The organism is Bacillus haimaensis (genome assembly GCF_048270625.1).
Classification (GTDB): domain Bacteria; phylum Bacillota; class Bacilli; order Bacillales; family Bacillaceae_I; genus Sutcliffiella_A; species Sutcliffiella_A haimaensis.
Genome location: NZ_CP158164.1, coordinates 241,619 through 256,050, shown reverse-complemented (window position 1 = coordinate 256,050; position 14,432 = coordinate 241,619). Strand labels below are relative to the sequence as shown.

Here is a 14,432-nt window from a genome sequence, read left to right as displayed (position 1 = left end):
TTACGCGAAACGTTTCAAATTTAATTTTGTAAGCGCTGTTATACCGGTGTCCCGCTCAGGGTCAGAGCGGGAATAGGAAATGAATTAAATCTATTTTTGAGGGGATGGAGAAAAATGATTGAAATTAAAAATAAGCAGATCATCATCGATGGAAAACCTGTATTGATCATGTGCGGGGAAATTCACTATTACCGTTTGGAACGCAAGGATTGGCAGGACCGAATCGATAAATTGAAAGCTGCAGGCTGTAATGCAGTTGCAACCTATGTTCCTTGGCTTTGCCACGAGCCGGTTGAAGGCCAGATCGATCTTGACGGCCATACACGACCAGAGCTTGATTTGGGGGCATTCATCGATCTTTGTGAAGAGAATGACCTATACTTCTTCGTTCGTCCGGGTCCATTCATCATGGCTGAGATGAAAAACGAAGGAATCCCTTATTGGGTATACCAAAAGCATCCGGAAATCATTCCAGTAGGCTGGGACGGCAATGACGCAACCACACCGACAATCGACTACCTTGCACCAGGATTTTTAGCAGAGACAAAGAAATGGTACAAGGCTATCATGGGTGTCATCGCTCCCCGCCTTTACACCAATAATGGGAAGATCATAGGTGTGCAGCTGGATAACGAGATCGGTATGCTTTCCTGGGTAAGCAACTGCCCGGACTTGACGGAGCATGTGATCGAAGACTTTTCCGGATGGCTTATGGAAAAATACGATGCTGCGACATTGGAATCACGCTATCCATTTGATTTAACCAACCCCGTGGATCGCGTCTCAGGCTTCCGTTCTCCATCGGAAGAATATGCTGCCGAGCTTTTGCGTGATCTAGGTCACTATATGAGAAACCGCTTTGCCCGCTATGTAGCTGTCTTGCGCGACTATGCAGAGGAGTATGGCGTGAAGGACGTACCGTTTATCGTCAATATCCATGGAACAGGTGGAGGGCGCGGCTTGACCTACCCAATCGGGATCAGCCAGCTTTACGAATCCTATACACAGGACGATGGCTATATGTCCGGGTCTGACATCTATTTTGGCGACTTGGATGTGTCTACCTTCCAGGACCTATATTTGATCAACGGCTTCATGGATGCCGTTCACAATCCAGATCAGCCACTAACATCCGTTGAATTCAACTGCGGAGACGGAAACTTTGGGGAAACCTATGGCGGACGCTATGATGTTTCCGCTGCGGATTTCAAGACACGGATGTGTGTCGCTCAGGGTAACCGTCTGATCAACTACTATCTATTTACAGGCGGCTACAACTATCAGATAGATCAAGCGACAGGTGATGGAAATGGGCGTATCGCTTCCACTGGAGAACGCCACGGCTTTGCTGCACCGGTCAATCCGGAAGGGAAGCTGAACTACACATTCCCTAGGATGGCGAGATCCATCAAGACGATGATGGCCGTATCAGATAAATTGGCAGCAATGGATGAAGATCGCGATGCGGTATCCTTTGCCTTCATTCCTGACTACTACATGACCGAATACCGCTATCCGTCAAGCACGAAAATGAAGGATATCATCGATAACATCACGATGCATCGTGGTGCAGGAGCTTGGGAGATCATGGCGCGGGCAATCCTTCTTGCGAGCTATCGATTCGGATCGGTCGATATTCAAAATAAAGAGTTGAACCCTGAAGTGACCCCTTCCATCATCGTCCCTTCTGCAAGATACATGGATAGAGAGGTACAGGAAAAGCTTGTGAAATATCTTGAGTCTGGTGGCGGTGTTCTCCTATATGGCGAGGTGCCAACGTTTGATATGGAAGGTAAGCCATTCCAGGCACTTGCCGATGCACTTGGCGTGGAACCAGTTGAAGTGAAATTCAACAAGCACGGGCATAACATGTCCCTGACTGCAGACGGCTGGGCAGCACCACGTCCGGAAATTCGCACGTATTTTACACAGACATTCAAAGTTGGCGAAAACGTCCAGCCAATCATGCGTGTAACAGAAACAGACGAGATCTGCGGATTCGATGTGCACGTCGGTAAAGGTAGAGCAATCGTACTTTCAACAGCTTATCGTTGTGACCTTGATCTGTTCAAGAAAGCATTGGAGCATCTGGGAGCAAAGGTCGGTTTGACGCATGACTGCGAGTACCATGGTATTTTCTCAACATCGGTTTCCAATGGGGACGAACGCTTTATCCACCTGTTGAACCTGGATGGATTTGATAAGGACATCCATTTGACTCATGATGGTGTGAAGCTGATGGATGGCAAAAAGCTTACATTGCAAAGCAAGGATGGCGTCATGCTTCCGGTCAATGTGACGTATCATGATGTGACGATTGCCTATTCCACTGCTGAGATCATAGATGTGGCTACTGATGCGATAGAGTTCAGACTGACCCAGAGTGCGGATACGATTTGTCTTGTTACGGAGCGTACGGTTGTCGATAGCGATGATTATACTGTGGAGAATCATGGGGATCGTACGATTGTAACGTCGAAGAAGCATGCGAAAGTGGATGACAAGCTTGTTGTGAGATTTGATTGATAAGTATATAGATAAAACCAGGTCGTTGCTGTTGATGCTACGATCTGGTTTTTTATTTGCATAAAGCGAGTTTTAGTACATTATGGAGATTTCACCTTTGGGTTGTTGGTATGATGAGCTTTTTGAGCAAATCTAACTGGCGAAATACCCTTCATAGAGGGTATGATGAGCTTTTTGAACAGCACTCACTCTCGAAATACCCTTCATAGAGGTTATGATGAGCTTTTTGAACAGCACTCACTCCCGAAATGCCCTTCATAGAGGTTATGATGAGCTTTTTGAGCAACACTCACAGCCGAAATGCCCTTCATCACTCTTACAATGAGCTTTTTGAGTAACCTTCACTTGTGAGAAACCTATTACCCAAATAGGCATTCCGAAAAAAACCCAATGAGCTAACTGGACAAAATTAAAAAAACCTCCGAAAGCCGGATCAAAACCGGCTTTCAAAGGCATCCCAATTGAAATTATTTCATCTCATCTATCAATCTATGCAAATTATTAATACTTACTCTCAAGCTATCCAACGGGTTCCCCGGACATTCATCCTGTTCCACCGCGTACCACTCGATACCATTCTCTTCTCCCCAGCGTAAGATCGGTTCAAAGTCGATGGACCCGGTACCAACCTCTGCAAAGGACTTCTGCTCGTCATTCGCCATGTCCTTCAAATGGATGATTGGCATTCTGTTGGCATAAGTCTCCAAAAAGCTGACAATCTCTTTTCCGCCTTTTTTCACCCAGTATACGTCCAGTTCCGCCAATAGAAGATTATCAACGGATGGCTCCAACAGGTATTCCAGTGCATTTACACCGTCAATCTCTGTTTCGAATTCAAAGTCATGGTTATGGTAGCTGATGCGGTAGCCGTCCGCTTGTACTTTTCTAGCAATCTTGTTGAGCTCCACTTTCAAGAAAGTATAGTGCTCTACAGTCCGTTCCTCTTCCCCTAAGTAAGGAAGGATCAGATCCTTTGTTCCAAACATATCCGCCTGTTCTAGTAAATTGGGAAGATCATGTTGAAGGCTGCGCATATCGACATGCATCCCCGCAGCTCCCAGTCCAAGCTCTTTCATTAAAGCTGCGATTTCCTTTGGATCGTGTCCGAACATTCCGGAAATCTGCACTCCCGCATAACCCATTTCCTTCAATTCTTTTAACACTCCTGGAAAATCATCTGTTAATAGGTCACGTACCGTATAAAGCTGAGCAGCAATTTTATGCTTCATCCTATTCACGCCTCTCCGATTTTATAATCTTACCTCATGGCCAGTTTTAGCAGATTTGTAGATCGCATCCAAGATCTTGATCATGTCGACACCTTGTTCCGGAGTGAAGATCGCTTCCGCTCTACCTTGAACAACGTCGACGAAATGATTGATATTATTCGCATGGTCGCCAGTATGATGGTTCCCGATTTCCGGCTCGACATTCCATAGCTTTTCTTCCACTTCCGTAAATATCTTCAGTTTTCCGTTTTTGAAGCTTGCTCCAGCCTTTGTTCCGCGAAGCTCGTAGAAGTTCACCTCTTCTTCGATGTTGGAAGCCCAGCTGAATTCAATCTGCAGGCTAGCTCCGTTATCAAAACGGATGAAACCTGTTGCAAGGTCCTCTACATCGAATGTTCCATCGTCCTGCTTTGTTCCGAATTGGCTATGAACGGAATCCGCTAAATCTGTGTCTGCAAATTTTGTGTAAGTGGATCCAACCACGGATACTGGCTTTGGATTGCCCATGATCCAAATGGCAAGGTCAATGAAGTGAACGCCAAGGTCGATTAGTGGACCGCCTCCGGAAAGTTCTTTTGTGGTAAACCAACCGCCTTTACCAGGAATTCCTCTTCTGCGGATCCAGCCACAGCGACCAGTGTAGATTTCGCCCATATGGCCCTTTTCCACAAAACGCTTCATGTAGCCTGATGCTGCGCTGAAACGGTTGTTTCTCATGACCATCAATGTTTTTCCGGATTTTTCAGCGGCAGCTGCCATTCTTTCCGCTTCTTCCGGACTTACTGCATCCGGTTTTTCGCAAAGAACATGCTTTCCTGCTTCAAGTGCAGCGACGGAATACTCGGAGTGGAAAAGGTTTGGTGTACAAATGTCCACAATATTGATTTCTTCATGAGCCAATACATCCTTGTAGTCTGTGTACACGTGTGGAATGTTGAATTCCTTTGCTACTGCTTCGGCTTTTTCGCGGTCAGTATCACATACTGCCACAATTTCAACATCCTTGTTTTCTTTCCATGCAGGTGCATGCACATAACGAAAAATGTTTCCTGCTCCAATTACCCCTAATTTTAACTCTGCCATCTGTTTTTCCTCCCCTATGTATCTTTTATTAATTAAATAGTTTAATTAAAAATATAGAAAAATAGCTAACCAAAAGAGGCAATTCCTGCCCCTTCTGGTCAACTTTGTAGACTTATACCCACCACAATTCTGCTGGCTGTTCTTTGATCAATACAGATTGAAGATTCGATACCGCGCGTGCGAAGCCTTCTTCGATGGACATGATCGGGTCTTCGTGCTCGATGCTTACCACGTAGTCATAGCCGTATGTGCGGAGTGCGCTCATCATGTCAGACCATTCCTGGACGCTATGGCCGCAGCCTACAGAACGGAAGCTCCATGCACGCGTCTGGATTTCTCCATATGGCTGCATGTCGGTCAGTCCGTACATGTTGACATTGTCCTGATCGATGTAAGTGTCTTTTGCATGGAAGTGATGGATCGCTCCAGCTTTTCCAAGGATCTTGATTGCTGCCACCGGATCGATTCCCTGCCACCATAGATGACTTGGATCCAGGTTTGCGCCGATTGCAGGAGAAGTCAGCTCACGTAGCTTCAATAGCGTATGAGGAGTGTGTACCAGGAATCCGCCATGTAGCTCAAGGCCGATTTTGATGTTGCGCTCTTCTGCGTACTTTCCAACCTCTTTCCAATAAGGAATCAGCTTTGTTTCCCACTGCCATTTCAATACATCACCGTACTCGTTCGGCCAAGGTGCTACCGGCCAGTTTGGCGCTTTTGCATTTTCGCTGTCCCCAGGAACTCCGGAGAAGCAGTTGACCACTTCCACACCCGTCAGTGCTGCAAGGTCAATCGTCTTCAATAGTGTTTCGTGGGAATCCTTTGCAAAAGCCTCATCTGGCGAAATTGGATTGCCATGACAGCTGAACGCACTGATTTGAAGGCCACGGGAGTGGATCTCCTCCATGTATGCATTTCGTGCACCTTCATCTTCAAGAAGCGTGTCAAGTGGACAATGGTTGTTGCCAGGGTAGCAGCCAGTTCCGATCTCGACTGCATCAAGCCCTGCAGCTTTTACATAGTCCAACATTTCCGTAAATGATTTATTGGCAAAAAGCACTGTAAATACGCCTAGTTTCATTGAGATTCACCTTCCCTTAGTTCAAGTCGTTTTTGATGTTGACGATTTTCTTCGTTTCGTTCGATTCAAGTGCTCCCAGGATGACCATCAAGGAGTTCTTTCCTTCGTTTCCGTCTACAAGCACTTCTGTGTCTTCGATGATGCTCGCCACAAAGTGGTCGATTACTTGAGATCCCGTTTGGCCGCCGCTCTCGTTGCTCTGAATTCTTCCTAGCTCATAGCGGACAGTTTCCCCTGTTGCATATTGGACAATCAATGAATAAGTCGGATCGTCCTCTAGACGCAATACCGCTTTTTCCGCGTATATGATTGTGGAGTTGTCCTCTCTTTTATAAGACCAGCTTGCTGCAAGCGTTCCAACGATGCCGTTTTCCGTCTTAAGTGCACAAACAGCTGTGTCATCTACATCTGTGTTTTGTTTGGCAGACGTTTCAATGAATGCTCCCACTTCCACAATCTCTTCTCCAAGAAGGTAGCGCATCAGGTCGGATTTATGGACACCAAGGTCACCCATCGCACCAATGAACGCTTCCTCTTTACGGAAGAACCAGCTGTCCTTGCCGTCTACACTCCAGCCCTCAGGCCCAGGGTGTCCGAATGCTGTACGGAAACTGTAGATTTTTCCTACTTCGCCGCTTTCGATAAGCTGTCGTGCTTTTTGATGGGAAGGAACAAAGCGCTGGTTGTGAGCAATCATCAGCTTTTTGCCGGATTCCTTAGCCGCTGCTATCATTTCATCCGCTTCTTCCTTGGATGTTGCCATCGGCTTTTCGCATAATACGTTTACGCCAGCTTTGGATGCGTAGATGGAGACAGGTGCATGCAGATAGTTAGGTGTGCAGACACTCACTATATCCAATTCCTCGCGGTCGATCATTTCTTTGTAATCCGTATATACTTTTCCACCATACTGCTCAGAAGCATGTTCAGCGCGATCCTTTACGATATCGCAAAGTGCTACAATCTCTACATTCTGGTTTGCATGGTATTCAGGTAAATGGCGGTATTTTGCGATACTACCGCAGCCTACCACTCCAACTCTCAATTTTTTCATAAAAGAAACCTCCTAAGTGATATGCTCTATTTATTTGCTTTTGATTTCCTCTAATGGTTTTGCATTTCCGTAGTGAACATGACCGCATTCCGTCGGCTTTGCCCATTTCACGGCATTGCTGATAACTTTTTGCACTTTTTCGTGATAGTATGTCGGGTATGTCTCATGTCCAGGACGGAAGTAGAATACCTTTCCTTTTCCACGCTTGTATGTGCATCCGCTGCGGAACACTTCCCCGCCCTCGAACCAGCTGACGAATACGAGCTCGTCCGGATCTGGGATATCAAAGTGCTCGCCGTACATTTCTTCTCTTTCAATATCGATATACTCCCCAATGCCTTCAGCAATCGGATGGCCTGGAGATACCACCCAGATTCTTTCCTTCTCGTCGGCTTCTCTCCATTTCAGGTCACAAGTCGTACCCATCAAGGTTTTAAAGATTTTGGAGAAGTGACCGGAATGCAGGACAATCAATCCCATGCCGTCTAGTACTCTATTTTTTACACGAGTCACAATTTCATCACTCACATCGTCATGCGCCATATGTCCCCACCATACAAGAACATCGGTACTGTTCAGAACTTCCTCTGTAAGGCCATGCTCCGGCTCATCGAGGGTTGCCGTTCTTACTTCAAAGTTGTCTTCTTTCAGGAAAGAGGCAATGGCACCGTGGATTCCCTCCGGATAGACCTCCCTGACCTTTTCATTCGTTTGCTCATGACGGTTTTCATTCCACACGGTTACTTTTATCATGATAAAATTGCTCCTCTCTTATATAATCTGCTTCTGATTTTTATTGACACTGTTAAACACCGCTGTTGATTTCCGCACTAGGCGCAGCGGCCCAAGGGGCGGTGCTGGAGCCTCCTCAGGCTTCGCCTTGCGGCGTCTCCAGCCTACCGCTATCTCCCGCAGGAGTCTTCGCCTATTGCTCCAATCAACAGCTAGATTCATTTTATCTACACTTTTATTTAACAGATTCCAAATATACCCATCTATTGATTGCAATATGAGAACGTTTCCATAAACTTTTCTACGAAACGTTTCAACAAATACTACTCTATTATAAATGGATATAAAAGCGTTTTCAATGTTAATGTCCGAACTGGATAGGATAATTCCGACTTTTTTTTGGAAATGGTAAAAAAAAAAGAAGCCCTCTTCCTTCTCCATAAAGTATAGGAAGAAAGAATGGCTTCTATGTGTGTTTGACGGAATTTCTTGCAATGAGTTCGGTTGATAGCTTATAGGACTGTTCCACTTTTTCTTTGGATAAGGCCTGGAACACGACATGGACGGCCAATGCGCCTACTTCATATTTCGGCTGCCTGATGGTCGTCAAAGGAGGACTGACGTATTCGGAAAGCTGGATATCGTCGTAGCCGATGATGGAAATGTCGTTTGGTACGCTAATCTTGTTTTCTTTGAATGCCTGCAGGCCGCCGATCGCCATTTCATCGTTCGCATAGAAGAATGCTTGCGGCAGGTCGCGTTGGGCAATCAGCATCTTTGTTGCACGGTAGCCTCCTTCGCGTGTAAAGTCGCCATACACTTTCCATTTGGATTGATAAGGGATTCCGTAATGCCTTAACGCATCCTGATAGCCTTCAAAGCGCATCGTATTATCATGGGAATCCATTGGTCCGCTGACAAACGCTATTTCACGGTGTCCTTTATCAATAAGGTGCTCGGTAGCCAAATAGCCTCCATGGATATTATCTACTTCCACCTCATAGACAAATGGATGTTTTATTTTCCGATCCAGCACGACGATCGGGAAGCCTTCTCTTGCAGATTCGAGAATGATATCGTCACTGATGTTATGTGCGAGGATAATGGCACCGTCCACGCGCTTTTCCTTCAGGAATTTAACAGCTGTGGATTGCGCGCCTCCGACAGAGCTGCAGGCGATCAGATCATAGCCGTTTCTGATGGTGACCTCTTGAACACCTTCTATCAGTTCTGAATAGAAGGGTCCTGATAGATCCTTTAAAATCAGTGCAATGGTATTGGTCTTGGTCCGCTTTAAATCGGATGCAAATCCATTTTTCATATAGTTCAGTTCACGTGCGGCCTCCTGCACCTTCTTCATGGTGGCAGGGCTTACCTTGTTTACATTATTCAGTGCATAAGAAGCTGTAGAGACCGCTACTCCAGCTAGCTTTGCAACATCTTTGATTGTTGCCATCTTCTTCACATCTCCAATATGTTTTCTCTATCCCCTATATATCAAGCTGGACGAGTAGTTTCAGATTTTTGAAACTACTGGATCCAACTGTTTTGAAACGTTTCAATACCCTATCTATAGCATAATGTAAACACTTACAATAATCAATAGATATTGATTTTACTTGTCAAAAAGGTCCTGTCTGTCCTGGGAGAATCCTACAGGGAATGCCGCTGGACGTTCGCAGGCATGCTGGATTGCCACATGCTTTCCGTTAAGGGAGGATTCATGAATGGCATGCATCGTCTCTAGCACCTGCAGGGCCATTTGCCCGCTTGCACGATGCGGGCGGCCACTCTTGATGGCATGGGCCATGTCCGCTGCACCGATTCCCCTGCTGTTCTCGCTGTAACCGTATGCCAATGGCACCTCCGTAAAATGGTTTTCCCCCGCTCTTCTGATGGTGATCGTCCCACCGAAGTTATTCGGGTCCGGTACACTTAACGTTCCTAGTGTTCCATAGATTTCCATACAAGGAAGCTGTGTTCCTCCCTTTACATCAAAGCTTGTGATGAGGGTTCCGACCGCTCCTCCTTCGAAATCCAAAATACCTGTCACATGTGTCGGCGTCTCTACCGGAATTTTTCGCCCATAGTCTTCGGCTCTTGTTACGGTTCTTTCAGGGAATGAGATTTGAGCAGAACCTGTCACCCGTCTAATCGGACCAAGCAGATGAATCATGGCTGTGATATAGTATGGACCCATATCAAACATCGGGCCTCCACCTTTTTGGTAATAAAAATCAGGATTTGGATGCCAGCCTTCCGGACCTGCGCCAAGCATGAAGCCAGTTGCTGCAACCGGTTTTCCGATCCAGCCGTCATCTATCAGCTTGCGGCATGTCTGCAAGGAACCTCCAAGAAATGTGTCAGGCGCGCATCCAACTCTCAGACCTTTTTTCTCAGCCAATTCAAGGATCTCCTTGCCTTCATCGACTTCGATAGTCAAAGGCTTTTCCACAAATACGTGCTTGCCTGCTTTCAAAGCATCCATTGTTACCTGCATATGCGCTTTTGGAATAGTCAAATTGATGACCATTTCAATTTCGGGATCTGCGAGCATCTCCTCAACGGAATACACCTTTTCCACTTGGTATTCCGCCGCTTTTGCACGAGCCCTTTCGATATCAATATCGGCAACTGCCACAATATCTAAAATTGAGAATTTATTTGGTGCCTCCAGATAAATGCCACTGATTGTTCCTGTTCCGATAATTCCAACCTTCACTTTTTCCATACTTTAAAACTCCCATCTTACATGATAAAAGCGGCGATCCCGAGGATCGCCGCATTATTATGCTATATTTATTGCCCGATCGATTCTTTTCCTTCTTGATGCATTTGATTTGCCAGATCATTGATTTGAGAAATATAATCTTCTATCTTTACTTTACCTTTAACTCCCGCTTCCAATAACGTAGTGATGTTAGCATTTGGATTGTCCTCCACCGCTACCCCTGTTGGTGCCTCCCATCTGGACTGCACGTACCCTGGAACGAATTTGAATGGTTCAATTACACCATTGTCGAGCTTTTCATAAGCAATACGCAATCCAGGCAGGTCTTGAATTTCAAAGTAGGCATCCAATACCTCTTCATCTGTTGTAACTGGCAGACCGCTTAAGCCCTTCTCTTCAGCTACTGCAACTTCAATACGTTTCAAGTATCCTTCTTTTCCGAATGTCATCCATTTTGTGAACAGATAGGCTTCTTCTGCATGTTTTGTAGTTTTGGAGATTCCCATATAATCATTGGCAACTACTGTTCTGCCACCGGGAATCCCGATGAAATCATATTCAAAATCCAGGTTTTCCTCAAAGGAGGCGAGTGCCCATGTTCCATCCCAAACGAGTCCCATTCCGCCTGCAGTCCAAACCTCACCAGGGTGTTCCCCAGTAAAACTGCTTTTTTGTTCGTCTGTCAGTGATTCATACGTATATCCGTTTGTGACTAATTTTTTGGCAAAATTCAAGCCACTTATAAACTCATTGCTATCCAAGTGATACCCTTCCTCTGTGTATGTATACCAGCCGAGAGTATCACTTACCGCCGCCGGATACCAGTCAATAATTGCGTTAGGGTTGTTTACTCCTACCTGTCCCTTGCTGATATTCGTAACACTTCTTACCGCATCCTCAAACTCATCGATGCTAAAGCCATTTTCCGGAACATCCAGGTTTTCCTGATTGAACAAGTCTTTATTGACATAGTATCCTAACAGTTGCTGTCCTGCAGGTAATGCGTATAGAACTTCATTGTAAGTGGCGGATTCCCGCACTACTTCCGGAATCTTTGCGAAGTCTTCATCATCTGCAGCCATTTCAGTGAGATCCAATAGCCAATTGTTTGCAATACCAGGAGGAATCTGTGCAAGCGAGAAGACATCTGGCATTTTATTAGCACTAGCTGCAGCTGCCAAGCCGTCGTTCCATTGCTTACTTGCAACGACTGTTTCATCGATCTCTACATTGATGTGAGGGTATTTCGCTTCGAATTCCTCAATCATTATTCGATTCAGGTTTCTCTCTTCTTCGGTACCAAGATTCCAGCTCGCATAGGAGATGGTTACCTCTTTCTTATCTTCTAGCTTTTCCGTTGAAGTATCATTACTGCAACCAATCAGAAGCATCATACTGGTGGAGATTGCCACCAAGGATTTTAACATTTTCATGAACTGCACCCCTTTGTTTGTTAGGTATAAAAGGGTGTTCAAAAAGTTAAGGAAAATTTCTTTGAATGTATCTTCCTGCAGCATGGATTTAAAATCCTTATGCTATTGGATGCGAAACTCTTGGCCGAATCTTAAGATGTCAGTAATTCCTATGAAGTATGGTCCTATGTCTTCACTTATTCCAAGAACTTTCTCTTTCTTCCTGAACACACACTTTCAGATTTTAGACACTTGAAATAAAATTATTAGGAAAGTTACTAAACTACTTATCTCGATAACAGAATCATGCGTTTATCGAAACGTTTTTCTATTAAGCAAAAAAAATATTTTATATTGAATTATTACCTGATTGATACGTTTCGATAAAACTATTATACTTCACGTTGTAATCGGTTACAATTCTTTTTATCTAAACTGTCAATATACATTACTGGGCTCTAAAGCCTGTGTCTTGGACATGGAAATGACTTCTTCTGCCGTTACTTCTCTCTCCAAGGTATTTGAAAGATAGATTCCTTCGCTGACAAGCATGGTCTGAAGGGCAATTTCTGCTGTCGGCAACAGTTCCACCCTGCCTTGGAGTGCGGCAATCCAATGATGCTGGGAGGAGTCGTAGGCATCCGTGTTTTCCTCGAGCTGATGCCAGCGATAATCCGCTGCCCCTAAATCAAAGGTTCCGTCCATATCCATCCCACTTATTGATGTATGGTAACTGAATGGGGTGCTTACTCCGTTGGTGTAGCCTGGGAACTGGATACCACCTTCATTGCCTACAAGATAGCTACCTTCAAAGCCATTTAGATGAATGGCCCAGGACTCGATGATGTCCAGTGTTAATCCACCCTCAAACCTGACAAACCCAACCCCAAGTTCCTCTACCTCGAATCCGCTGATTTGTCTTCTCCTTTCGTCCATATCCAGTTCGCGATACGTTTTCCCGGTAATGGTTTTCACTTTAGGCATGTTCATGATATAAAGAAGTTGTGAGATGCGGTAGACTCCCATGTCAAACAAAGCTCCCCCTGAAGCCATCTTCTTCTGAAGAAATTCCTTTGTTCCATATCCATCTACATATGGACGTCCTCTCCTTCTAAAACCGGTGGACCTGGCATGGTATAAGGTTCCTAGCTTACCGTCATCTATCAGTTTTTTTGCAGCTTTTGTTTCTTTTAAGTAAAGGAAACTCAATTGTATGTGCAATTTCTTCCCGTATTCTTTTGCAGCATCCAACATCCGCTTTCCATCTACATATGAACCTGCAATTGGTTTCTCGCAGTACACATGCTTTCCGGCCTTCAGCGCTTCTATGGTCACTTGAGCATGAAGATTGTTATGCAGGCAGACATCAACAGCATCAATGTCTTCTCTTTTTAACATCTCACGGAAGTCTAAATACGTATCAGGGATTTTATATTGATCGGATACCTTTCTCAGTTCATGTTCATTGATGTCACAGATTGCCACAACTTCCGCTCCGGTCACATTTGCGTATTTATCCAAATGATCTTTACCAATGATGCCGACACCGATAACGCCGATTCGTATTTTTTCCATAGGATTATACACCAATCTTTCTTAATTGTTGATTTTTCATATTTTCCCAAGTATTACGCGCTGTTGCAAGCTGCCATGCTACCTGACTGTATTCATTTTTGGATGAGTGATGCTCGATTCCAAGATGTCCCTGATATCCAACTGATTCGAGAATCCTTAATTTCTCCTCACATTGTGGGATAACCCAGGCCGCCAGGTGGGTATGGAAAGCATATTGTGCACAAAGTCTATCACCGTTTTCCTTGTCGACATCCCAGTTGTCAAAGTGCAACAGGATTCCAAAAGATGGATGGTCAACCGCTTCATATACTTTCTTAATGTTTTCCGGTACACGAGAAGCTCCCCAATGGTTTTCAGGACCAATCTTAAACCCGCAATCATGGGCAATTTTTGCATATTCCTTATATCGCATCACGGTATATTCAAACTGTTCCTCCGTCATGTCCAAATCCCTGCCACCCATGTCGATTCGGACTGTCTCGGCACCTAAGATCTCAGCCGCCTTCAAGTTCTTCAATGCATTCTGGTACCACTGTTCCTTCGCTTCCGGATTCGGATCCCATACTTCTGCACAATCGACACAGAGATTGGCCAGATACATCTCTTTTTCATCAATGGCTTCTTTCACTTTTTTCAAATAGTCTACATCGAAACTTTCCAGCATCATGTTCCAAATATCAGCTGAATTCAGGTGATATCGATATTTCGCGCTTTCCAGGTAACCGAAAACATCCATTTTCCCTTCATTCATCATTCCGTGAAATGAATAAGATGCAATTGTATATTTCATTCTTTTTACCTCCATGTAATAAATTATTTTATTTTTAAGGATAAAGAATCTACATGATGCAGGTCTATGTTGGAAATGTAACTTGGATGAACTGATGACTGTAACTTTTGAAAAGTATGCGCTTAAAAAGAGAATACAGTTATGAACATAGCTCCCTTCACTTCAGTTTAGAATATTCTGAAAAACTTTCTTTCCTAGAATTATACTGAAAAGAACAGC

11 protein-coding genes are annotated in these 14,432 nt (G+C 44.7%); 1 reads left to right on the top strand and 10 read right to left on the bottom strand.

All coding sequences use genetic code 11. From position 1 onward, the window contains the following. Positions 1-114: 114 nt before the first annotated feature. Positions 115-2,526, top strand: a complete 2,412-nt coding sequence (locus ABN702_RS01055) for a beta-galactosidase (RefSeq protein WP_417899032.1) — start codon at positions 115-117, stop codon at positions 2,524-2,526. Positions 2,527-2,993: 467 nt separating this feature from the next. On the opposite strand, the gene ABN702_RS01050 is transcribed toward ABN702_RS01055, so the two are convergent. From ABN702_RS01050 to ABN702_RS01005, 10 genes are all read right to left on the bottom strand, one after another. Continuing rightward, a complete protein-coding gene (locus ABN702_RS01050) occupies positions 2,994-3,755 on the bottom strand; it encodes a sugar phosphate isomerase/epimerase family protein (RefSeq protein ID WP_417899031.1) in 762 nt (253 codons plus the stop codon). Positions 3,756-3,776: 21 nt separating this feature from the next. Continuing rightward, positions 3,777-4,838 carry a Gfo/Idh/MocA family protein gene (locus tag ABN702_RS01045; protein ID WP_417899030.1) on the bottom strand — a complete coding sequence of 354 codons (1,062 nt, stop codon included), beginning with the start codon at positions 4,836-4,838 and terminating at the stop codon, positions 3,777-3,779. 112 nt (positions 4,839-4,950) lie between these two features. Further along, positions 4,951-5,919: a sugar phosphate isomerase/epimerase family protein gene (locus ABN702_RS01040; RefSeq protein WP_417899029.1), complete on the bottom strand. Its 969-nt coding sequence runs from the start codon at positions 5,917-5,919 to the stop codon at positions 4,951-4,953. 16 nt (positions 5,920-5,935) lie between these two features. Next, entirely contained in the window at positions 5,936-6,973 is a 1,038-nt protein-coding gene (locus tag ABN702_RS01035; protein WP_417899028.1) for a Gfo/Idh/MocA family protein, read from the bottom strand. 30 nt (positions 6,974-7,003) lie between these two features. Next, positions 7,004-7,726: a ThuA domain-containing protein gene (locus tag ABN702_RS01030; RefSeq protein ID WP_417899027.1), complete on the bottom strand. Its 723-nt coding sequence runs from the start codon at positions 7,724-7,726 to the stop codon at positions 7,004-7,006. Between the two features lie 445 nt (positions 7,727-8,171). After that, the gene (locus ABN702_RS01025; RefSeq protein WP_417899026.1) at positions 8,172-9,161 is read right to left on the bottom strand and encodes a LacI family DNA-binding transcriptional regulator; all 990 of its coding nucleotides are present in this window, start codon (positions 9,159-9,161) and stop codon (positions 8,172-8,174) included. Positions 9,162-9,320: 159 nt separating this feature from the next. Further along, complete coding sequence (locus ABN702_RS01020; protein ID WP_417899025.1) at positions 9,321-10,436, bottom strand: Gfo/Idh/MocA family protein; 1,116 nt, start codon at positions 10,434-10,436, stop codon at positions 9,321-9,323. 68 nt (positions 10,437-10,504) lie between these two features. Beyond that, entirely contained in the window at positions 10,505-11,869 is a 1,365-nt protein-coding gene (locus ABN702_RS01015) for an ABC transporter substrate-binding protein (protein ID WP_417899024.1), read from the bottom strand. Between the two features lie 417 nt (positions 11,870-12,286). Continuing rightward, positions 12,287-13,423, bottom strand: coding sequence for a Gfo/Idh/MocA family protein (locus tag ABN702_RS01010; RefSeq protein ID WP_417899023.1), 1,137 nt, complete (start codon positions 13,421-13,423; stop codon positions 12,287-12,289). 4 nt (positions 13,424-13,427) lie between these two features. Then, positions 13,428-14,213, bottom strand: a complete 786-nt coding sequence (locus ABN702_RS01005; RefSeq protein WP_417899022.1) for a sugar phosphate isomerase/epimerase family protein — start codon at positions 14,211-14,213, stop codon at positions 13,428-13,430. Between the last annotated feature and the right edge of the window lie 219 nt (positions 14,214-14,432).